The organism is Sphingomonas degradans (genome assembly GCF_053502645.1).
This window is the reverse complement of sequence record NZ_CP177172.1, coordinates 2,950,560-2,972,393: the sequence shown is the minus strand read 5'-3', so window position 1 is coordinate 2,972,393 and position 21,834 is coordinate 2,950,560. Positions and strand designations below refer to the sequence as shown.

General features: G+C 66.1%; 15 protein-coding genes. 11 read left to right on the top strand and 4 right to left on the bottom strand.

What is annotated here, in order from left to right; genetic code table 11:
• Positions 1-79: 79 nt before the first annotated feature.
• From ACG3SL_RS13445 to ACG3SL_RS13430, 4 genes are read left to right on the top strand one after another with little or no spacing between them, the layout of a single operon-like run.
• The gene (locus ACG3SL_RS13445; RefSeq protein WP_448661669.1) at positions 80-472 is read left to right on the top strand and encodes a hypothetical protein; all 393 of its coding nucleotides are present in this window, start codon (positions 80-82) and stop codon (positions 470-472) included.
• Positions 473-476: 4 nt separating this feature from the next.
• Complete coding sequence (locus ACG3SL_RS13440) at positions 477-761, top strand: HPr-rel-A system PqqD family peptide chaperone (protein ID WP_448661668.1); 285 nt, start codon at positions 477-479, stop codon at positions 759-761.
• Positions 749-1,609, top strand: a complete 861-nt coding sequence (locus ACG3SL_RS13435) for an HprK-related kinase A (protein ID WP_448661667.1) — start codon at positions 749-751, stop codon at positions 1,607-1,609. The genes ACG3SL_RS13440 and ACG3SL_RS13435 overlap by 13 nt, the downstream gene beginning before the upstream one ends.
• Positions 1,594-2,646 carry a nucleotidyltransferase domain-containing protein gene (locus tag ACG3SL_RS13430; protein WP_448661666.1) on the top strand — a complete coding sequence of 351 codons (1,053 nt, stop codon included), beginning with the start codon at positions 1,594-1,596 and terminating at the stop codon, positions 2,644-2,646. Before ACG3SL_RS13435 ends, ACG3SL_RS13430 begins: the two co-directional genes overlap by 16 nt.
• Here ACG3SL_RS13430 and ACG3SL_RS13425 read toward each other — a convergent pair.
• On the bottom strand, positions 2,643-3,314 hold the full coding sequence (locus tag ACG3SL_RS13425) for an HAD-IA family hydrolase (RefSeq protein ID WP_448661665.1): 672 nt from the start codon (positions 3,312-3,314) through the stop codon (positions 2,643-2,645). The two genes, ACG3SL_RS13430 and ACG3SL_RS13425, sit on opposite strands and share 4 nt — an antisense overlap.
• Before the next feature lie 76 nt (positions 3,315-3,390).
• Here ACG3SL_RS13425 and glmU point away from each other — a divergent pair, with 76 nt between their 5' ends.
• From glmU to glmS, 3 genes are read left to right on the top strand one after another with little or no spacing between them, the layout of a single operon-like run.
• Positions 3,391-4,752 carry a bifunctional UDP-N-acetylglucosamine diphosphorylase/glucosamine-1-phosphate N-acetyltransferase GlmU gene (gene glmU / locus ACG3SL_RS13420; protein ID WP_448661664.1) on the top strand — a complete coding sequence of 454 codons (1,362 nt, stop codon included), beginning with the start codon at positions 3,391-3,393 and terminating at the stop codon, positions 4,750-4,752.
• Positions 4,749-5,189 carry a hypothetical protein gene (locus tag ACG3SL_RS13415; RefSeq protein WP_448661662.1) on the top strand — a complete coding sequence of 147 codons (441 nt, stop codon included), beginning with the start codon at positions 4,749-4,751 and terminating at the stop codon, positions 5,187-5,189. The genes glmU and ACG3SL_RS13415 overlap by 4 nt, the downstream gene beginning before the upstream one ends.
• Positions 5,190-5,222: 33 nt before the next feature.
• Positions 5,223-7,046 (top strand): glutamine--fructose-6-phosphate transaminase (isomerizing), encoded by a 1,824-nt coding sequence (glmS, locus tag ACG3SL_RS13410; protein ID WP_448661661.1) that lies wholly within the window; start codon positions 5,223-5,225, stop codon positions 7,044-7,046.
• Positions 7,047-7,065: 19 nt separating this feature from the next.
• Here glmS and ACG3SL_RS13405 read toward each other — a convergent pair whose 3' ends face one another.
• Entirely contained in the window at positions 7,066-7,938 is an 873-nt protein-coding gene (locus ACG3SL_RS13405) for an HpcH/HpaI aldolase/citrate lyase family protein (protein WP_448661660.1), read from the bottom strand.
• A gap of 375 nt (positions 7,939-8,313) precedes the next feature.
• On the opposite strand from ACG3SL_RS13405, the gene ACG3SL_RS13400 reads away from it, so the two are divergent.
• Both ACG3SL_RS13400 and ACG3SL_RS13395 read left to right on the top strand, forming a co-directional pair.
• A complete protein-coding gene (locus ACG3SL_RS13400; protein ID WP_448661659.1) occupies positions 8,314-10,227 on the top strand; it encodes a GGDEF/EAL domain-containing response regulator in 1,914 nt (637 codons plus the stop codon).
• The gene (locus ACG3SL_RS13395) at positions 10,227-12,080 is read left to right on the top strand and encodes a sensor histidine kinase (protein WP_448661658.1); all 1,854 of its coding nucleotides are present in this window, start codon (positions 10,227-10,229) and stop codon (positions 12,078-12,080) included. Before ACG3SL_RS13400 ends, ACG3SL_RS13395 begins: the two co-directional genes overlap by 1 nt.
• Here ACG3SL_RS13395 and ACG3SL_RS13390 read toward each other — a convergent pair.
• Positions 12,077-13,231 carry an SET domain-containing protein-lysine N-methyltransferase gene (locus ACG3SL_RS13390; RefSeq protein ID WP_448661657.1) on the bottom strand — a complete coding sequence of 385 codons (1,155 nt, stop codon included), beginning with the start codon at positions 13,229-13,231 and terminating at the stop codon, positions 12,077-12,079. The genes ACG3SL_RS13395 and ACG3SL_RS13390 overlap by 4 nt on opposite strands.
• 91 nt (positions 13,232-13,322) lie before the next feature.
• Positions 13,323-14,102: a 3'(2'),5'-bisphosphate nucleotidase CysQ gene (locus ACG3SL_RS13385; RefSeq protein ID WP_448661656.1), complete on the bottom strand. Its 780-nt coding sequence runs from the start codon at positions 14,100-14,102 to the stop codon at positions 13,323-13,325.
• 511 nt (positions 14,103-14,613) lie between these two features.
• Between ACG3SL_RS13385 and ACG3SL_RS13380 the strand changes: the two genes are divergently transcribed.
• Together ACG3SL_RS13380 and ACG3SL_RS13375 are read left to right on the top strand one after the other, a co-directional pair.
• Positions 14,614-20,010 carry a beta strand repeat-containing protein gene (locus tag ACG3SL_RS13380; protein ID WP_448661655.1) on the top strand — a complete coding sequence of 1,799 codons (5,397 nt, stop codon included), beginning with the start codon at positions 14,614-14,616 and terminating at the stop codon, positions 20,008-20,010.
• A gap of 25 nt (positions 20,011-20,035) precedes the next feature.
• Entirely contained in the window at positions 20,036-21,829 is a 1,794-nt protein-coding gene (locus ACG3SL_RS13375; protein WP_448661654.1) for a type I secretion system permease/ATPase, read from the top strand.
• Positions 21,830-21,834 lie beyond the last annotated feature (5 nt).

Here is a 21,834-nt window from a genome sequence, read left to right as displayed (position 1 = left end):
CGTCCTTACTAGCGAAACCCGCGCAGCATGCGAGCGCTGATTTACGATTGCGAAACACGATTGGGCGCACGAAGACAGCATGATGGCAGATGAACCCGAAGCACCCCAGGCACCCGGTCGCCGCGCATTGATGCTCGGCGCGGCCGGCGCGTCGGCGATCGTATCGATCCGCCCCGCGCTGGCGCAGACCAGTGCCTCGGTCATGGCATGCGAGATTCCGGTGCCCGATCCGGGCCGTGCGGGAAAATACATCGCCGCCGATGGATCGTTGGTCGCCCCCGGCACGCCGGGCGCGTTCCCCCCGGCGGGCGCGCCGTTCAAGGCAGAGGATGTGAAGCGCGCGCTGGCGGGCGGCAATCTGCCCGGCGCGGATTACGAACGCAGCCGCGCCTACACCAACTATATCCGTCGCCTGCAATCGGGCACGAGCGGCTTCACCTGCTTCGCATCGCTCCAGATGCCGCGCGGCTGAGGCCGTGGGCGCGCCGCTCTATCGCGCGGCGGCGCCCGCCGTGCTGCGGATCGTGCCGCTCGATGCGCTGACTTTGGTCTATCATCGCAGCTCGGGGATCACGCATATCGTCGATACCCCGGTGCCCGAGCTACTCGCCGCGCTGGGCGAAGGGCCGCTGTCACTGGCCGATCTGCTGGCGCGGTTGGAGGCGGATTTCGACGTCGTCGATGCCGATCCGATGGCGCTGGCGGTGCGGTTGGACGAGTTGGTCGCCGCCGGACTCGTGGAGCGGCTATGCGCCATGTGACTCGGCTGCGGATCGGGCCGATCGGCTTTCGCATCGGCTGCGACTGGCGCGCGCCGATCGCGGCGCTGGAGGATCTGTACCGCGACTATCCCGCACCCGAAGACGGAATTCCCGACTTCAACGTCCATCTGTTCGCCGCGCGGCCATGGCGGCGCGTGCTGCGTCCCTCGGTCCATATTGGTGGGGATTTCGTGATTCCCGATGCGGCGCCTTTGCCGCTGGCACAGGGGCTGCTGGCCGCCGAGATGGGGATGAACCTCCAGATGGCGCTGGGCCAGCGCCGCTACCTGCTGCTTCACGCTTCTGCGGTCGAGCGCGACGGGCGGGCGCTGGTGATGACGGGTCTGTCGGGCGCGGGCAAATCGACGCTGGCGGCGCTGCTGATGGCGCGGGGCTGGCGGCTGATGGGTGACGAGTTCGCGCTGCTCGATCCGGCAACCGGGCAGCTGCTCGGCTTTCCCCGCCTCATCAGCCTGAAGAACGACGCGATCCCCGTGCTGGCGCGCGCGCTGCCGGGTGCGCGGTTCGGCCCCGTGCTGGCGGGCACGCCCAAGGGGACGATCCGTCATGTCGTGCCCGATGCGCGCGCCATCGCGGCAATGGCGGAGCCCGCGACTCCCGCGCTGATCCTGTTCCCCAGCTTCGGCTTCGCCGCTGCCGAACGCGCGGTGCTGCCCAGCGAGACGTTCGTGCGGCTGACCCAGGCATCGACCAACTATGTCGCGATGGGCGAGCGGGGGTTCGATGCCTTGACCGCGCTGGTCCAGTCGGTGCCCGCCTGCGCGATTGACTATCCCGATGGCGAGACGGCGCTGGCCCAGATCGAGCGGCTATGGGCGGCGCTGTGACCGACGCGGCGATCCTGGCCCGCGCGCTGCGCGATCCCGCCTCTGTGGCGACGCTGGATGGCGAGGGGTGGACCGCGCTGCTCGCGATCGCCCGCGCCGAGCAACTGATTGGCACGCTCGCGCACCGGGTGGAGGGGCTGCCCGTGCCGCCCGCTGCCGCGCGCGTGCTCGCCGATGCGCGTGCGTCGGCCGAACAGGGGCGGATGGCGGCGCTGTGGGAGGCGGAAATGGCGCGCCGGGCGCTGGCGGGCACGGGCATCCCGCTGATCCTGCTGAAAGGCACCGCCTTTGTCGCCGCCGGGCTTTCCGCCGGGGTAGGGCGCGCGATCGGCGATCTCGACATCCTCGTGCCCCGCGACCGGATCGAGGCGGCGGAGGCGGCGCTGTTCGCGGCGGGCTGGGAATGGGTGAAGCCCAATGCCTATGACGATGCCTATTACCGCCGCTGGATGCACGAGCTGCCGCCGATGATCCACCGCGAGCGCGACCGGATGATCGACGTGCACCACACGATCCTGCCGCTCACCGCGCGGATCACCCCCGATGTGGTGGGGCTGATCGCGGACAGCGTCGCGCTGGAGAACGGGATGCGCATCCTGTCGAGCACCGACATTTTGTGTCACGCCGCCGCGCATCTGTTTGCCGATGGCGACTTGGCGGGCGGGATGCGCAATTTGTGGGACATCGATCGACTGTTTCGCGAGTATGCCGAGGCTGAGCCGGACTTCGAGTTGAACCTCTATGAGCGCAGCAGCGCCCACGGTCTTTTTGAGGCAGTGGCGCGGACGCTTCGGATTGCGCGTGCGCTGTATGGTACGCCGGTCACGGGGTTCACCGCCCCCCTTCGGGTCAGCGTTGCGTTGCGTTGGTCGGATCGCCTGTTTCTTCGCCGCCTGCTGGCCCGCGACGGCTGGGGGCGTCCGACGCGGCGGCTGACGCGGCTCGGGTTCTTCATCCGCAGCCATGCGATCCGGATGCCCCCGGCAATGCTGCTGCGCCATCTGTGGACCAAATGGCGGATGGGGCACCGGCCCTAGCCAAGCGCCTCCAGTGCGGGCACCAACGCTGCGTAGGTCGAGATCACCGCGTCGGCGCCAAGCGTCTCCACCGGCACGTTCGAAAAGCCGAAATCGACCACGACCGACGGGAGCCCGGCGGCCCGCGCTGCTTCCACATCGAATACCGAATCGCCGACGAACGCCGCCCGCCCGCCGCCACATCGGCGCACCATCGTGTGAAGCAGCGCTGGGGAGGGCTTGGCATGACCGGCGCCGAGCGAATCTCCGCCAAGGATCACCGCGAAGCGATCCGCCAGCCCCAGCTGCGCGACCAGACTGACCGCGAGCCGTTCGGGCTTGTTCGTCGCGATTGCCAGCGTCACGCCCCGTGCGTCGAGCGCGTCGAGCGCTTCGGCCATTCCCGGATAGGGGCGGGTATGGTCGGCGATGTGCGCGGCGTAATAGGCGAGCAGCGCGTCGAGATCGGCATCGAACGTCGCCGGATCGACGCCGCCGGTCGCCGCCAGCCCTTGCTCCAGCATCGTCCGGGTGCCGCGCCCCACCATCGTCAGCACCGCCGCGACCGACAGCGGCGCGCGCCCCTTTGCCGCCAGGACATGGTTCAGCGCAGCGGCCAGATCGCCGCTGGTGTCGAGCAAGGTGCCATCGAGGTCGAAGCCGACGATCGCGAAAGGGAAATCCGCCATGCCCGCGCCGCTGCCAGCATTGCTATGGAATTGGCAAGCGCGGCGTGGCAGGGGAGTGCCGGTTTCGGAGAGAGCGATGACTGCCAATATTGCTGCGATAATTCTTGCCGCCGGCAAGGGCACGCGGATGAAATCCGACACGCACAAGGTGCTGCACCCGATCGCGGGGCGGCCCATGCTGTTGCACCTGATCGACAGCGTCGCGGCGCTGGAGCCTGCCCGCACGATCGTGGTGGTGGGCGCGGGGCGCGAGCAGGTCGAGGCGGCGGTGCAGCCGCTGGGCGCCGAGATCGCCGAACAGACCGAGCAGCTGGGCACCGGCCATGCCGTGCGGATGGCGGAAGGCGCGCTCACCGTGTTCGAGGGCGATGTCCTCATCCTCTATGGCGACGTGCCGCTGGTGACGGCGGAGACGATGCGGCGGATGCTGGATCGGTTGCACGGCACCGATGCCCCCGCCGCCGTGGTGCTGGGCTTCCGCCCGGCGGACCCCGGCGCCTATGGCCGCGTGATCGCCGATGCTGAGGGGCGGATCGCCCGGATGGTGGAATATAAGGACGCCTCGCCCGCCGAGCTGGCCGAGACGTTGTGCAATTCCGGGCTGATGGCGGTGGCGGCGCGCGATCTGTTCCCGCTGCTCGCGCGCGTCACCAATCAGAATGCGGCGGGCGAATACTACCTGCCCGACATCGTCACGCTGGCCACTGCCGACGGCCGCCACGCCGCCGTGATCGAAACCGACGCGCACGAAGTCACCGGCGTGAACAGCCGGGGCGAGCTGGCCGCGCTGGAGCGGGAATGGCAACAGGCTCGGCGGGCACGGGCGATGGTCGACGGCGCCACGCTGCTGGCGCCCGAAACAGTGTGGTTCAGCCACGACACTGTGGTCGGCCGCGACGTGGTGATCGAACAGAATGTCGTCTTCGGCCCCGGCGTGATGGTGGCCGACAAGGTGACCATCCATGCCTTCAGCCATCTCGAGGGCGCGACCGTGCTGAGCGGCGCGCAGATCGGCCCCTATGCCCGGCTGCGCCCCGGCACGGTGCTGGAACAGGGCAGCAAGGTCGGCAATTTCGTCGAGACCAAGAATGCGGTGCTGGGGCCGGGGGCCAAGGCCAACCACCTGACGTATCTGGGCGATGCCGTGGTGGGCTCCGGCGCCAACATTGGCGCGGGGACGATTACGTGCAATTATAACGGCTTCCTGAAGTCGCGGACCGCAATCGGGCACGGTGCGTTCATCGGATCGAACAGCGCGCTGGTGGCGCCGGTGACGATCGGGGACGGCGCGATCGTCGCGGCGGGATCGGTGATCACGCAGGATGTGGAAGGCAATGCGCTGGCGATCGCCCGCGCGGGGCAGGATGCGAAGCCCGGCTGGGCGCATCGCTTCCGCGAGATGATGAAGGCACGCAAGGCAGCGGAGAAAGCGAAATGAAGCGCATGATCCTGACGATCGCCGGACTGGCACTGGTTCCGGCGGTACTCGTGCCGGTGTCTGCGGCGTATGCGCAGGCTGGGTCGGCGATGACGCCCGCCCAGGCGATCGCCGCCGCCGCGACTGCGGGGGAGGCCGGGGTGACCGGCGTATTCGAGTTCCAGGTCGGATCGGCGGCGGGCGCGGGCTTCAACACCTACCTCAATTCCGAACCCGATTATCGCAGCCCCGCCAACCTCTCGATCCAGCTCAAGCCCGCCGCGATCAACGGCCTCAAGACGCGGCTGGGCGGCTTTCCAGAGGATGTGCTGAAGGGCAAGCGCGTCCGCGCAAAGGGCGTGGCCCGCCGCGTGGAAATTACCGGCCGCGACGGCACCAAACATTATCAGACACGCATCGAAATCGAAGATGCAAGTCAGCTTGAAGTCCTCGGCTGACCGAATTTTTCTCCAGCGGGAATAACTGACACCATGTGTGGAATCGTTGGCATTGTCGGCGCCGAAGACGTCGCATCGCGGCTGTATGACGGGCTCAAGCGGCTGGAATATCGCGGCTATGATTCGGCGGGCATCGCCACCGATTTCGAAGGGCGGATCGAGCGTCGCCGCGCATCGGGCAAGCTGGTCCATCTGGGCGAGGAGCTTGCGGCCAACCCGCTGCCCGGCACCACCGGCATCGCGCATACCCGCTGGGCGACGCATGGCGGCCCGACGACCAACAACGCCCACCCGCACGCGACCGGCGAAGTCGCGCTGGTCCACAACGGCATCATCGAGAATTTCAAGGCGCTGCGCGACGAACTGATCGCGCGCGGCCGCAGGTTCGAGAGCGAGACCGACACCGAAGTGGTCGCGCATCTCGTCAGCGAGAAGGTCGAGGCGGGCATGGCCCCGGCGGAAGCCGTTGCCGAAGTGCTGCCGCGCCTGCACGGCGCCTTCGCGCTCGCCATCCTGTTTCGCCAGCACCCCGATCTGCTGATCGGCGCGCGGCTCGGCTCACCGCTGGTGGTCGGTTATGGCGAAGGCGAGACCTATCTGGGCTCCGACGCGCTCGCGCTCGCGCCGCTGACTCAGCGCATCTCGTATCTCGAGGAAGGCGACTGGGTCGTTATCACCCGCGATGGCGCGCAGATCTTCGACAAGGACAATGTCCCTGTCGAGCGCCCGATCACCATCTCCGGCGTCACTGGCGAGCTGATCTCCAAGGGCAACCACCGGCATTACATGCTCAAGGAAATCTATGAGCAGCCGATCGTCGTCGCCCAGACGCTGCGCTCGTACCTCCAGCGGATGGAGGAGCGGGTCACGCTGCCGATCCCGGAATTCGACCTGTCGAAGATCAAGCGCGTCACGATCGTCGCGTGCGGTACCAGTTTTTACGCAGGGATGGTCGCCAAATACTGGTTCGAACAGTTTGCGCGCGTGCCGGTCGACCTCGATGTTGCATCCGAGTTCCGCTACCGCGCGCCGGTGATGGAAGAGGGCGGGCTGGCGCTCTTCATCAGCCAGTCGGGCGAGACGGCGGATACCTTGGCCGCGCTGCGCCATGCGCGGGCCGAGGGGCAGACGATCGCGGTGGTCGTCAACGTCCCCACCAGCTCGATGGCGCGTGAGGCGGACCTGTTGCTCCCCACGCACGCCGGACCGGAGATCGGCGTCGCCTCGACCAAGGCGTTCACCTGTCAGCTCGCGGTGCTTGCCGCGCTCGCCGCCAATCTCGCGCGGGCCAAGGGCAAGCTGAGCCCGGCGGAGGAAAAGGCGATCGTGCGCCATCTGGCCGAGGCGCCCGCCGCGCTGAACGGCGCGCTGGCCTATGACGAGACGATCGAGGCGATGGCGCACACCATCGCGGGCGCGCGCGACGTGCTGTATCTGGGGCGCGGCACCGATTACCCGCTGGCGCTCGAAGGCGCGCTGAAGCTCAAGGAAATCAGCTACATCCATGCCGAAGGCTATGCCGCCGGCGAAATGAAGCACGGCCCCATCGCGCTGATCGACGACAGCGTGCCCGTGATCGTCATCGCGCCGTCGGGCCCTTTGTTCGACAAGACCGTGTCGAACATGCAGGAAGTCCAGGCGCGCGGCGGCAAGGTCGTGCTCATCAGCGACTATGACGGCGTGCAGGCGGCCGGCGAGGGATGCATGGCGACGATCACCATGCCGAAGGTGCATCCGCTGATCGCGCCGCTGGTCTATGCGGTGCCGGTGCAGCTGCTGGCCTATCACGTCGCGGTGGCCAAGGGCACCGACGTCGATCAGCCGCGCAATCTGGCCAAGTCGGTCACCGTCGAATAGCGATCGGGCGGCGGGGCGTTCAGTCCCGCCGCATCGCCAGCACTGCCTCGGCGCGCTTCAGGTGCGGCATGTCGAGCATCGCGCCGTCCAGCCCGATCGTGCCCGCGCCGGGGCGATCGGCAAAGGCGGCAACGATACGCTCCGCCCGCTCGATCTCGGCGGGGGAGGGGGAAAAGGCGCGGTTGAGGATCGGCACCTGATCGGGATGGATCGCCATCATGCCGCGAAACCCCGCGCGGCGCGCCTTGGCGGCAACGGCGCCAAGGCCGGTCAGGTCGCGATAGTCGCCATGGATCGTCTCGATCGGCGTCACCCCCGCCGCCGCCGCCCCGGCGAGGCACAGCGCGCGGAAGAGCTGGTAGGGGAAGTCATACTCGCCATTCTCATCGCGATTGTCGGTGGCGCCCAGCGCGGTCGCGCTGTCCTCCGCGCCCCAGGTCAGCGCCGCCAGCCGGGGGCAGCCGGCATAGTCGCCCAGCCCGAACAGCGCCGGCGCCGTCTCGGTCGCCACCACCATCACTGGGATTGCGCCGAGCGCCAGCCCCGCCGCCGCTTCCAGCGCGGTCAGATAATGGTGCAGGCGATCGGTGTCGGCGCGGGTGGCCTTGGGCAGCATGATTCCGTCGGGGCGCGCGGGGACGATCGCCGCGAGGTCCGCCAGCGCATGTTCGGTATCCAGGGGATTGATGCGAACCCATTGCGGCTGCGTGCGAGGGGCGGTGGCAAGGTGCTCGGTGACGATGCCGCGCGCCTCGGCCTTGCTGGCGGGCGCTACTGCGTCTTCAAGGTCGAGCAGCACCAGATCGGCACCGCTGGCACCGGCCTTGGCCAGCTTGCGCGGGGAATCGCCGGGAGCGAACAATAGCGATCGGGCAAACAGGGGGGCGGTCATCGATTGCTCCAGCTTGGAAGCAATGACCTATCGTGCAGACGCTATCGGGTAAACCGTGCAGGTCCAAGCCGAAGCCGCTGAGGGATGGGTGCGGCTTCGGCTTGTCCTACAAGGATGTACCGCCGGGCGAGGCGGTGACATCCCTACGCAGTACAGATGGAGACCCCGAGGGAGGCGGAGGTCATCCACAACTTCTATTTAGACGGTCGGCGGCGGATTTTAATTCGGGGAAAACACAGTAAGTATCGCCCCGGAAGCGCGTTTGACTTGCTGCGATTTGACTTGCGGTGGCAATAGCCTCGCGCCGCGTCCTTTACGGCTCCTTAACCCTGTCTGCTTACCTCGTTTCGGACGTAGAACAAGGGAACGAGTATCGTGCGCATTCTGATCGTTGACGACGAACCGGCGATGCACGAATCTTACCGCCAGTGCTTCGCGCCTACGCGAACCGGCGGCAATGAAACCGCGCTGAGCGCGATGGCGGCCGAACTGTTCGGCGACGACGCGGAGGAAGATGCCGCGCCGGACTCCGCGGACGATAGCGCCGGCGCGATCCAGTTCGATTGCACGCACAAGATGCAGGGGCTGGACGCCGTCGCCGCCGTGCAGGACGCGATCGAGCGCGGCGATCGCTATGCCGTCGCGTTCATCGACGTACGGATGCCGCCGGGTATCGATGGCAAGGAAACCGCCAAGCGCATTCGCGCGCTGGACCCCGAGATCAATCTGGTGATCGTCACCGGCTATTCCGATTTCTCGCCGCTCGATATCAGCCGTGCCGCAGGGCCGGCCGACAAGATCTTCTACATCGCCAAGCCGTTCCAGGCAGAGGAAGTCGTGCAGACCGCAACCGCACTCGCCCAACGCTGGCGCGTCGATGGCGAATTGCAGGCGGTGCGCGATGCGCTGGCCGAGAAGGTCGGGCTGCTCGAGGAACAGAAGCTGGAACTCGCGGCGAATGAATCGCGCGCAGTGCACATGGCGAACCATGATTCGTTGACCGATGCGCCGAACCGGCTGGCCTTTCTCCACGCCCTCGGCACGGCGGTGAAAGACAATGCGCGCTTCGCCATGGCGATGATGGACCTCGATCGGTTCAAGCTGGTCAACGACACGCTCGGCCATCTGGCGGGGGACGAATTGATCCGCATGGTCTGCGACATCCTCCAGACGCGCATGTCGCGATCCGGGTTCGTCGCGCGGCTGGGCGGGGACGAGTTCGCGGTGCTGATGCCCGTGACCGGCGAGGACGAGGCCGTGATGCTGTGCGAACGGCTGCTGAAAGCCGTGTCGGTCAGCTTCAAGGTATTCGGCCATTCGGTGCAGGGCGGAGCGTCGATGGGGCTGATGGTGGTCGAACCCGGCACGATCACCGATCCGGTGGATGTGATGCGCCGCGCCGACCTCGCGCTCAACGAAGCCAAGCGGCACGGGCGCGGGATCGTGCGCGTGTTCGACGAAAGCATGGACGAATCGATCCGCTTCCGCCGTCAGATCGAAGGCGGCCTGTCCGGCGCGATCGCGAAGGGCGAGCTGAAGCTGGTCTATCAGCCGATCGTGGCGCGCGATGGGTTGGAAATCATCGGGTTCGAGGCGCTGGTGCGCTGGTGCAGCCCCGAATACGGGATGGTGTCGCCCGGCATGTTCATTCCGATTGCGGAGGAATCGAACCTGATCCACGAACTGGGCGACTGGGTGATCGACGAGGCGGTGCGCACGCTAAAGGCGTGGCCGAGCCAATATGTCTCGGTCAACTTCTCGCCGCGCCAGTTCCGCCGGCACAATTTCGTCGGCCACATCGTCGAGCGGGTCACCAATACCGGCGTATCGCCCAGCCGGTTCCAGATCGAGATTACCGAAACGGCGATCTTCGACGATGTCGATCGCGCCGCCGATACGCTGTTCAAGCTGCGCCAGATGGGGTTCCGCATCGCGCTGGACGATTTCGGCACCGGCTATTCGTCGCTTTACAATATCCGCCGTTTCGCGCTGGATTGCCTGAAGATCGACCGCAGCTTCGTCGACGGCATGGGCCGCGAGCGCGAGAGCGCGGCGATCGTCCATTCGATCATCCATCTGGGCCGCGCGCTGGGGATGGAAGTGGTGGCCGAGGGCGTCGAGACGCTGACTCAGCTCCAGGAACTGCGGCTCGCCGGGTGCAGCCACATGCAGGGCTATTTCCTGTCGCGTCCGATCGACTATGATTCCGCGCTGGCGCTCGCCGAACAGCGTTTCCTGGTGGACAGCGTGCCGGCGACCGAGTTGCAGAGTAACGGAACCCACGGCTGATGCGACGTATCATGCGCCTGCGCGCGCCGGCGTCGCTGGGCGCGAAGTTGGTCCTGATCCTGACCGGCGTGGGGCTACTTGGCGCCATCGCGCTGACACTGTTGCTGGCGATGGTCATCACGCCCAGTTTCAACAAGCTGGAGCGCGCCCAGGTGACGGGCCATGTCGAGCGCACCCGCGCGGTGATCCATGATCTGGCGACCAAGGTCGAGAACGCCGTGCGCGACTATGGCGACTGGACCGCGTCGTACGACTATATGGCGCGCCCGACCCGCGCGTTCGAGCAGGAGAGTTTCTCGACGCTGGCGATGGTCAACCTCGCGGTCAACGGCATGGCCTATGTCGGCGCGGACGGAAAGATCGTGATCGCGCGCTGGCTCGACCTGGATCGGCAGGCCGACGACGCGGCGATGCGTGCGCGGTTGATGCAGGCGATCGGGCGGCTGGACCTTGCCGCCGCGCTGCATGGCCGAAGTTCGGCGGGCTTCTATCTGCGGCTGGGCGATACGCTGGCGGTGGTTGGTGTCGCACAGGTGCGGCGCAGCGACGGCAGCGGTGCCCCGCGCGGCCATGTGTTGATGGCGCGGACGATCACGTCGGGGCAACTCAGCAATCTGTTGCAATTGCAGGCGGCGCTGGACCTGCAGCATCCCGTGGCCGCCGTCAGCGTGGTTCCCACAGCGAAGCGTACACAGATCGCGGTGCCTATCCCCGGACCCGATGGGCGCGCCGTGGCGACCGCCGACTATTCGGTGCCACGCGACCTTTCGATGCTGGGCCAGCGGATGCTCGTGCTGGCGGTGCTGGGATCGTCGCTGTTGCTGGTGGTGGTGCTCTGGGTATTGCGGCGGATGATCGCGCGGCTGGTGCTCAAGCCGTTGCACCGGGTGGAGCGGCATATGGGCGTCGTGCGTGCCTCGGGCACGCTCGGGCTGCTCACCGATAGCCCGCGCAACGACGAGATCGGCAGCCTGGTCACCAGCTTCAATTCGATGCTGCGCCAGTTGAAGGATCTGCGCGAACAACTGGAGATGCAGAGCTTCACGCTCGGCCGCAGCGAGAGCGCGGTGGCGGTGATGCACAATGTCCGCAATGCGCTCAATCCGATCAGCACGGTGCTCAGCCAGGGGCTGGGGCGCGGGCTGAACCTGGATTGCGCGACGCTCGACAAGGCGCTGTCCGAACTCGCGCGCGAGGACATTCCGGCGGCGCGCCGCCAGAAGCTGGTCGCCTTCGTCGCCGCGGCGCTGGAGGCGATGGCGCAGGAACGCGAGGACCGCCGCGACCAGATGGGCATCGGTCGCGAGGCGCTGCACCATGTGCTCGAGATCATCGGGCAGCAACAAGAGGCGGCGCACGAGCGTCCACCGCTGGACGCGTGCGACGTTACCGATATCGTCGCACAGAACGCCACGATCGCGCGCTATTCCGGCGAGACGTCGATCGCCTTTACCTTTCCGGACACATCGTTTTGGGTAATGGCGAACCGCGTCATCTTGAGCCAGGTCATCGGCAACCTGTTCGCCAACGCTGCCGAAGCGATCGCGGCCACCGGGCGCAGCGGTGGTTCGATCGCCGTCACGCTGGATAGTCTGGGCGATCGGATCGAAATCCAGATCCGCGACGACGGCGAGGGGTTCGATCCCGCTGCGGCGCCTACGCTGTTTCAGCGCGGCTTTTCCACCCGCGCGCACAAATCGGGCGGGCTCGGGCTCCATTGGTGCGCCAATTCGATGCTGGCGATGGAGGGGGCGCTCGAGCTGCGCAGCGAGGGCATCGGCACGGGCGCGCGGGCCGTGCTCACGCTCCGGGCCGCCAAGACCGTTGCCCAGGCTGCGGAAATCGCGGCCTAGCGGCGACCGGTGGTGCCCGTCGCGCGAACCGCGACGTCTTCGTCTGCAACGCGGAGATAGGGCGGTACGAGATTGCGGGCGCGGAACCACTGCTGTCGCTCTGCGGGCAGGGAATCGAAATTGCCGATGACCTTGCGGCACTCGGGGGCACCACATTGGCACAGCATGCGCCAGTCGGAGTCCTTGAGCGTGGTCGAGTAATCCCAGGCGATCTCCTCGCCAGGGGCTATGGCGCGGATCGCGACGAGCAGGACGGCGTCGTCGAGGAAACGCAGCCCGGCATTGGGCGCGCAACTGTGATTGACCAAGTCATCGATGCGGCCCGACGGACCCATATACTGGTCGGGTGTTACTTGAACGAAACGATCGCGCCGCCCGTGCAGCAATCCAGGGAGCTGATCGGCACGAAAGCGCCGCCCCGTGAATTCGATCAGCGTATCGCCCGCCGCAAAGGGTGCGGCGGCGTACACGGCCTTGCCCAGATGGTTTTCACCGACTCTGAACAGGTTGTCGGTCGGCCGATAGCGATCGAATAGCAGCAATCCCCCGCGCCGCACGCCCAATGCGCGAAGCGGATTGATTGTCGCCAATCCGATGAAGAACCATACGCTGGCGTGGCACAGGAGTTCGACGAGCACATAGCCGAGTTCGGCCACGCCGATCGGCCCGCGCACGGCGACCAGCAGCGTGGCGAGGTCGCCGAACGTCCACAGTCCCCATGCCGGCGACCGCTCCCGCGCACGGTCGGTCCAAACGCTCGCCCAGGTCGGCCAGAAGCTCACGGGGACGGCGGCTACGACGAGCATATGCGCCCAGAATGCGTTGCGGAACGCGAGCCACAGGACCAGCGCGCTCAGGCAGGCGGCAATGCAGAAGGTCTCGCTGGGGGAGGGGGCTGCCCAGGCCGATCGGCGCCAGATGCCGATCGTCACCGCGACACAGGCGACCGCCGATACCGCGAATACCCACCCCTGCGGTGCCTGCGGATTGACGGCGGCATAGGTCAGCGCCTCCAGCCCGGTGGCAGTGCTCCAGATCAGCCATGACGCCCGGTTCGGCTGCACCGTCTCCCGCCGAAGGCCGATCAGATAGGCCGCGTAGCCCAGAAAACTCAGCCCGATCGCCAGCAGGAACCAGATATCGATTGCCAAAACGCCCCCTTTGTTACGGAGGCGTTTACCATGTTCGGAGAAAGCGTGTCTACGCGCTGCGCCGCTCGACTCCCCGAGTCGCGACGGGGCGTCAGGCGCAGTCGCGAACGGCGGCGAGCACGGCCTCTGCCCATTCCTTGCGGCAGATCAGCAGGTCCGGGACGCTGGTGTCGCGGTCATTGTAGCGGATCGGCGAGCCGTCGATGCGCGACGCGTGCAGCCCTGCGGCAAGCGCCACCGCCACGGGAGCGCAATTGTCCCACTGATACTGTCCGCCCGCGTGCAGATAGATCTCGGCCTCCCCGCGCACGACCGCCATCGCCTTTGCGCCCGCAGAGCCCATCGGCACTGCCACTGCGCCTATGCGACGTCCCACATCGGAACACACGCTGCTGGGGCGGGTGCGGCTGACCAACATTCGTGGTGGAATCTGAGTGGGTAAGAGCGGCGGGGGTGAGTCGCTGCTCAGCGTCAGTCCCAATTTGGGAAGGGCAACCGTCCCAACGGCAGGTGCGCCGTCGATCGAAAGCGCAATATGCACCGCCCAGTCATCCCGCCGCTCGCCGAACTCACGCGTCCCGTCGAGCGGATCGATGATCCACACCCGCTGGCGATCGAGACGCGAGAGATCGTCGGCGGATTCTTCGGAAAGCACGCCGTCTTCGGGGCGCTCCGCATGCAACCGGGCGAGAATCAGCCGGTTAGCTTCGCGGTCGCCTGCGTCGCACAGCGCGCGCCCTTCCAGGCCCGATTCGGCCAGGAGGGCGAGGAGCAGGCGGCCCGAATCGTCGGCAATCGTCCGTGCGAGGTCCGAATCGGACGTTTTTTCGGAATGCCGGGCTGGGCCGGTCTGGTCGGGTTTTGGTTCCATTGCTCCGACCTACCCCGGGGCGCTCCCCGAGGAAAGTCGGGGAGGGGAGCACGCGCTGCGCACCCATGCTGCACTGCAGCAAACTGCGGCTCGTTTCGATGCCGTTCCGGGGTTTTGGGGTGCGGATTACGGGGTTTCCACGGGAGCGGCGGTAAAGGCTTACAAAGAGTCATATTGCAACGGTATGAAGTACTTACGTGTCATATTGTAAGAAACAACAGGTTGCATCCGGTAATATTTGTTGTGGCGCGGCGGCGTTTTCAGTAGAAATGCGTAGGGAGAATAGAGCTGCCAGGCGGCTCGGGGTTTCCATAGTGGGTTTTCAGGGTGATCGGCGCAGCGGCGATGTCGCGTGCCAATTGGGGGTAAAATGGCCGGAAAAGTAACTCTTCCGCGGCGGCGGTTCTTCCACCTTCGGGGTGGTCAGATCGAGTTGGCGGTAGGTTTCCTGCTGGCGACAATCCTGGAATCTGGGGCGGCCCAGGCAAAGGATGCGGACGGCAAGACTCTGGTGCTTACCCCCAGTGGTAATGGCGCCGATCTCGCGGCGGTGGATGGCGCTGCGCTAGCCGAAGGGCTTGGCGTCGACCCTGCCACTGTCAAGGCGATGTCGCTCGATGAACTCAAGGCACTGCTCACGCCCGAGATGCTGGCCCAGCTGGGTCTTGGCGACGACTTCCTCGACAAGCTCGACAGCGATCTGAAGGCTGCGATCCGCGACCTGGAAGCTGCATTCCGCAAGAAGATCGTTGTCTCCGCGCAGGGCGCAAGCAAGGTTGATGGCGATGGTCATGGCGACCAGGGCGATGGTGCCAGCCATGACGATGGCGGTAGCGCGCATGGCGGCGTTTCTCCGCTTCTCATTCTGGGCGGCGTGGCGATCGTCGGGGGCGGGATTGCGCTCGCGGTCAGCGGCGGAAGCGATGCTACCGTGCTGCCGATCAACAACGCGCCTTCGGCGGTGAACGACACGTTCAGCGTGGCCGAAGATACGCCGGTCACGTTCGATGTGCGCGCCAACGACACCGATCCCGATGGCAATGCTCTGACGGTGACCGCGATCAACGGCACGGCGATCACGACGACGAGCCCGGTGGCCGTCACGGGTGGTAGCGTCAGCCTCGGTGCGGATGGTCGGCTGACCTTCACGCCGGCCGCCAACTATACTGGCTCGCCCAGCTTCACCTATACCGTAAGCGACGGCCATGGTGGCACTGCAAATGGCACCGTTTCGGGTACGGTTACGCCGGTGAACGATGCTCCGGTGGCTGTGAGCGACACGTTCACGACCGCCGAAGATACGCCGGTGACGATCAATGTTCGCGCCAACGATACCGATGCGGATGGCGATACGCTGACCGTCACTGCGGTCAACGGCACTGCGATCAACGCGAACACGCCGGTTGCCGTGACGGGCGGCGTCGTGACCTTGGTCGGCGGCAATCTCGTCTTCACGCCCACGGCGAATTACAATGGCGCCCCCTCGTTCACCTACACAGTGAGCGATGGCCATAACGGCACCTCGACCGCGACGGTCTCGGGTACGGTCACTGCGGTCAACGATGCGCCGGTCAACGCTACCCCTGGTGCGGTCACGGGCGGCTCTGGCCTCCCGATTGCAGTGGGCGGGCTTGCGATCTCCGACCCCGATGGTGCGACGGGGACCTTCACGACGACGCTGACGGTCGCAAACGGCACGCTTGCGATCGGCGCGGTCAGCGGTGGCGCGACAATCGTGGGCTCTGGCACGGGTACGGTGACGATCACGGGCACGCTGGCCCAGGTCAATGCGTCGCTGGGAGCGACCACCTATACCAGCGGCACTGGCTTTACCGGCAACACGACGCTGACGATGACCACCAGCGATGGCGCGTTAACCGACACCGATACGCTGACGCTGAGCGTGACGGCTGTGCAGGCGGGCATCGTCCAGGACGGCTATATCAGCGGCGCGCAGGTGTTTTACGACGCCAACGGCAATGGCCAGTTCGATCAGGGCGAACCTGTCGCGACCACCGACGCGGAGGGCCGCTATTCGATGGTCCTGCCCGCCGGAGCCACCGGCAGCGTGATCGCGCTGGGCGGTACCAACGTGGACACCGGCCTTGCGAACCTTGTTCCGCTCAAGGCGCCACTGGGTACAACCGTCGTCAACCCGCTGACCACGCTGGTCGCGACGCTGATGGAATCGGGTGTCAGCGCGGACGCTGCGAACGCCTCGGTTCTGGCTTCGCTCGGCCTTCCTGCGGGTGTGGACCTGGGCTCGTTCGACTTCCTCGCAGCGGGTACCGACCCCGCGCTGTCGCTGGCGATCCAGAAGGCAGCGGTGCAGATCGCGCAGGTAATCACCGACGCGGTTGAAGCGGGCGTGAGCGCATCGGCGGTGTTCAACGCGATCACCGACAGCATCGACAGCGGTGCCTCAATCGACCTGACCAGTGCGGCAGCGCTCGGCGCGTTGCTGGTGTCGGCCGGTGCCGACGCTTCGACTGCTGCTTCCGTCGCGACGGCCACAGCTTCGGTCAACCAGGCGATTGCGGCTGCCACTGATCCAAGCCAGATCTCGGACGTGCAGGGCGAGTTCAACCAGCCTGGCGCGAACCTGCCGCCGGTGACCGGGGTCGATGCCATTACGGTTGCCGAAGACGGCGCGCCGGTATCGATCAATCTGCTCACGAACGATGTGGACCCCGAGGGCAGCCGGCTAAGCTTGACCAAGATCGCTGGCGTCGACGTGCAGGTCGGGTCGGTCGTGGCAGTCACCGGGGGTACGGTCACGGTGGGCGCGAATGGCGTTATCACCTTCACCCCGGCTGCCGATTTCAACGGCACGCCGAGCTTCGAATACACGGTTGCCGACGAGGCAGGTCGTGAACAGCTGGGCACGGTCAATGTAACGGTCACACCGGTCAACGATGCGCCGGCCGGCACCGATCTGGACGGCACCACGCCGGTGTTCGGTTCGGTCATCCTGTCGCCGCTTGCGACGGCTACCGATATAGACGGCGACGTGCTGACCATCACCTTGATCGACGGCAAGGCGATTGCGGTCGGTGAGACGGTCGTTCTGGACAATGGCGGCACCGTTACGCTGAATAGCGACGGCACGCTGACCTTCTCGGATGCCACTGCCGGCACTTCGCAGTTCACCTACACCGTCAGTGACGGGCAGGGTGGCTCGTTCACCGCGACGATCACGGTTACGCCGACCACGGAGTCCGCGCAGCTTGAGCTGACGCCCGCGCAGCTCGCGCTGTTCACCGACCATGTGGCCTCTTTCCCGACGGTGCAGAGCATTGTGGTGGTCGGCGATGGCGCCAGCATCGATGTGGCGCAGGCATCGGCCCTGCTCACGGCAGGTGTCACGTTGCTGGGCGCGCCCGTCACGCTCGCGCTGGATGCCGGGACCGAGCTGCTCACGCTGAGCCAGCTCCAGGATCTCGATATCGACGCGGTGACCGGCTCTGGAGACCTGGTGCTCCAGGCTGGCGATACGCTCGACGCGATCGCGCTTCGGTCGCTGCCGAGCTTCGGAGGCGGTCGCGCAGTGACGCTGGAGATTGCGGGTGGCACCTTAGGTGTTTCCACCGTCCTTTCGGCGATTGGAGCGGGCGTCGTCGACGCAGGTATCACCCAGTTGTCGGTTCCGGCTGGTGAGAACCTGTCGTTGTCGATGTCGGCAGCGGGCGCGCTGTCCGACGCCCAACTCGGCATCACCGATGCCAGCGATGTGACCCTTGTTGTCAATGCGAACGAAGCGGTCGCGCTGGCGGCCGATCCGGCGCTCATCACCGGGCTCGGCATCGGCGTCGATCATCTCGACGTGGTGGATGACTCGGTTACGATCACGGAGGCACAGGCAGGCGCGCTTGCCGGAATCGGCGTCGATTTCGTCGCCGATGACAATGTTACGGTGGTCGCCGATGGTACGCACCTCGATACCAGCCTGAAGGGTCTGCAGGACCTGGGTGTTGACTCGGTCGCGGTCGGGGTCGGGGTCGGCGTACTTTCGCTCGACCTGGGCGGCAGCCTGGATCAGATCAAGATCGGCAGCGGTGTCAGCTTCACGGCAGCGCAGTCGGATGCCGCGCTCGATGTCACGGTAAACGTGGCTGCGGGCACGCTCGGCGGCGGCTTCGATGCATCGGGCATCGCGACGTCGCTCGCGTCGATCGGCGTGGATCACATCGGCGTGGTCGATAACGGCGCGCTGACGATGGACTATGCGCAGCTCACGGAGATCAGCTCCGCCGGCCTCACTTTCGCGGACGGCGCGCAGATCACGGTCGGCGTTACCGACGCGCAGGTATCTGCGCTTGCGGCAGATCCGAACCTTGGCGCCACGCACATCGACACGCTCGACGTGCTCGACAACAATGTCACCATTACCGAAGCCCAGGCCCAGGCGCTGGTGAACGGGCAAGTCGCGTTCGCGGGCGACGACACCGTTACGGTGGTTGCCGATGGCACGCATCTCGATACCAACCTGAAGGGGCTGCAGGACCTCGGGGTTGATTCGATCGCGGTCGGTGCGGGTGTCACTGCGCTGTCGGTCGATCTTGGCGGCGCGCTCGACAAGGTTTCGGTTGGCTCGCTCGTGCACTTCAATACGGTGCAGACCGACGCTGCGCTGGACGTGACCGTCCATGTCGACGCGGGCACGCTCGCCGCTGGCTTTGATGCCACGGGCATTGCGACCTCGCTGGCCGACATCGGCGTCGATCACATCGGCGTGGTCGGCGATGGCGCGCTGACGCTCAACTACGCCCAGGCCCATGCGATCACCGAGGCGGGCCTCACCTTCGATGCCAAGGCGGATATTACGGTACACGCCGCTGCATCGCAGGTCGGGGATCTGGCAGGGGTCGGGGTCGATCATATCGACGTCAATGGCAGCGGCGCGACGATCAATGACGCGACGGCGGCGGCGCTGGCCGCTGGCGGTACGGACTTTATCGAGAGCGACACGATCACGGTGACCGCGCAGGGCACCGAGATGACCACGACGCTGAAGGGCCTGCAGGATCTGCATGTCGACAAGATCGCGGTTGAGGCCGGTGTGAGCGTGCTCCACGTCGATGCCGGCGATCTCAGCACGGTCATGCCGGGCGACCTGCCGCAGTTCGATGTGGTGCAGAGCGATGCCTCGCTCGACGTCACGCTGCGGGTGTCGGTCGACAATCTGTCCGACCTGGATCGTCTGGGCACCGCGCTCCGCGATGCCGGCATCGACCATTTCGGCCTCGATGCCGACCCCGCGAGCTACACGTCGGAGCAGCAGGCGGCGATGACGGCCATCACCAACGCAACGGGCATTACGTTCGTGCAGGATGCGACGGCGCAGTCGGTTGCCTTCTCGTCGTTCCTCACCAACGCTGACCAGGCGAGCGACACGACCGATGCGCACGGCAGCGCCGCGCCGGTCGAGATCCTCGACGGCGCAGCCGCGTCGCTGTTCGAATCGGGGATGCTCAACGCCTTCACCGCCGACAACCTGGTCGTCGATGCGACGGACTCGGGCCAGTATCTGGCCACGACGCTGCGCGATATCGCCGACTTCGGCATCGATCACGTCAATGTCGAGAGCGGTGACGGTCCGGTTTATGTGCAGTTCGGAGCGTTGCAAGGCGAAGGGCTCAGCGAAATCCAGGCGCTGTTCAACCACCTGACCCAGGAGGCTCCGTCCAGCATATTCAGCGGCAACGATCATGTCGCGCTTGTGGTGGACGCGCAGGTAGCGGATGCGCTATCCCACATAGAAGGGGCATTCGATCAACTCGCTTCGATCGGGTTCACGGAAGTGGACGTGCTGGGTGGCGATACGCATGCCTTCTCGACGGATGCGATCGAAGTTAAGGTAATCGGCGAAGACGACGACCTCTATCACCAGTTGGCACATGACCGGTAAGAGTGGGTTTTGAGGTAATTCGCGTATGGCAAGTGTCCCGGACGGTCAGACGACCGACCTAAAGCCTCTGGCTCGGCTCCTCCGGGACACCCGCCACTCATTCTATATCGTCTTTGCGTTGTCCACGGTCTTGGAGCTGCTGAAGCTGGCTCCAATTCTGTACATGTGGAACGTGATGGACCGCGCCATCTCCAGCCGCAGTGGGGTTACCTTAACCTCGCTCGCGGTCATGATTATGGGCGTTTACGTGTTTTGGGCGGCGATCGACTGGCTGCGCTCGCGCTTGCTGGTCCGCATTTCTTTGCGCATCGACTGGGACCTGGCGGCCGAGGTGTTCGACGCGTCGTTCCGCCGCACGGTGGGGCGGCAATCGGTCAATGTGCAGCAGCTGCTTGGCGACCTCGTCACGGTGCGCCAGTTCATTACCGGCGAGCCGATCCTGGCACTGATCGGGGTGCCGCACGCGCTGATCTTCGTCATCGTCGGTGGGCTGTTCCACCCGCTGCTCGCGGTGTTCATCGCGGCTGCTGTCGTGCTGATGCTGATCTCGACCTATGCGACCGAAAAGGTGTCGGGTCCGATCCTGCGCCGCGCGAACGAGGAAAATGCAGAGGCGACGCGCCTCGCGCAGTCGAGCCTGCGCCAGTCCGAGGCGACGCTGGCCCTCGGCATGCTCCCGGCGGTGCGGCATCGCTGGTACGAGCGCCATCGCAATTACCTCCAGTCGTCGGTCAACGCGAGCGAGGCCACGGGGATCACTGGCGGGGCCTCCAAGTTCCTGTCGCGCGCGCTGCCGTCGATGCAGCTTACGCTCGGCGCTTTCCTCGCGATCAACGGCGAGATCACGGGCGGCATGGTGATCGCTGCGTCGATGCTGATTTCCCGCGCGGTGTCGCCGATCCAGCGGGCGATGGGCCGGTGGAAGGATATTACTGCGGCGCGGCAGGCCTATGCGCACCTCAACCAGCTGCTTTCCGACACGCGTGTCGCGAGCCAGCGGATGCAGCTTCCCCCGCCGACCGGCCGGCTCGACGTCCAGGGTGTTACCGCGATCCCGCCCGGTGCATCGCGCCCGGTGGTTGCCGAGGTGACCTTTCATATCGAGCCCGGCCAGGCCGTTGCGATCATCGGCCCCAGCGGGTCGGGCAAGACGTCGCTCACGCGGTTGCTGATCGGCGTCTGGGCGCCGCAAAAGGGATCAGTGCGCCTCGACGGTGTCGAGCTGTTCGAGTGGGACCATGAGGAAGTCGGCCCGCATGTCGGCTATGTCCCGCAGGAGATCAGCCTGCACGAGGCGACGATTGCCGAGAATATCGCGCGCCTGGGCCCCGTCGATTCCGAAAAGGTCGTCGAGGCGGCGACATTGATCGGGATGCATGAGACGATCCTGAGCTTCCCGAACGGGTACGACACCATGTTGGGCGAGACGGGCTTCGCGCTTTCGGGCGGCCAGCGGCAGCGGGTGGCGATCGCGCGCGCGCTGTACGACAATCCCAAATATGTCGTGATGGACGAACCCAACGCCAGCCTGGACGAAGTGGGCGAGGGCGCGCTGATCAAGGCGATCGTCGCGATGAAGGCGCGCGGCACCAGCTTTGCCATCACCACCCATCGGCCTCGCCTGATGACCATTGCCGACAATCTTCTGGTGCTCCGCCAGGGGCTTCAGGTGGGTTTCGGCCCGACCGCCGACATCATCGGCGCGGTTCGGAACCTGCAAGTGCCCAAGCCCGAAGACGCCAAGCCGGATCGCGCGGGCGAACCGCATTTGCGGGCGGTCCCGCCGGCGGCGGGCGCGCTGAAGCAGCAGGCATCCTAGGAGAA

Coding starts and splice junctions, on each gene's coding strand:
- ACG3SL_RS13385 (WP_448661656.1), bottom strand. CDS start 14,102: ATGGAACCAAAACCCGACCAGACCGGCCCAGCCCGGCATTCCGAAAAA.
- ACG3SL_RS13375 (WP_448661654.1), top strand. CDS start 20,036: ATGGCAAGTGTCCCGGACGGTCAGACGACCGACCTAAAGCCTCTGGCT.
- ACG3SL_RS13435 (WP_448661667.1), top strand. CDS start 749: ATGCGCCATGTGACTCGGCTGCGGATCGGGCCGATCGGCTTTCGCATC.
- ACG3SL_RS13430 (WP_448661666.1), top strand. CDS start 1,594: ATGGGCGGCGCTGTGACCGACGCGGCGATCCTGGCCCGCGCGCTGCGC.
- glmU (WP_448661664.1), top strand. CDS start 3,391: ATGACTGCCAATATTGCTGCGATAATTCTTGCCGCCGGCAAGGGCACG.
- ACG3SL_RS13425 (WP_448661665.1), bottom strand. CDS start 3,314: ATGGCGGATTTCCCTTTCGCGATCGTCGGCTTCGACCTCGATGGCACC.
- glmS (WP_448661661.1), top strand. CDS start 5,223: ATGTGTGGAATCGTTGGCATTGTCGGCGCCGAAGACGTCGCATCGCGG.
- ACG3SL_RS13445 (WP_448661669.1), top strand. CDS start 80: ATGATGGCAGATGAACCCGAAGCACCCCAGGCACCCGGTCGCCGCGCA.
- ACG3SL_RS13395 (WP_448661658.1), top strand. CDS start 10,227: ATGCGACGTATCATGCGCCTGCGCGCGCCGGCGTCGCTGGGCGCGAAG.
- ACG3SL_RS13415 (WP_448661662.1), top strand. CDS start 4,749: ATGAAGCGCATGATCCTGACGATCGCCGGACTGGCACTGGTTCCGGCG.
- ACG3SL_RS13405 (WP_448661660.1), bottom strand. CDS start 7,938: ATGACCGCCCCCCTGTTTGCCCGATCGCTATTGTTCGCTCCCGGCGAT.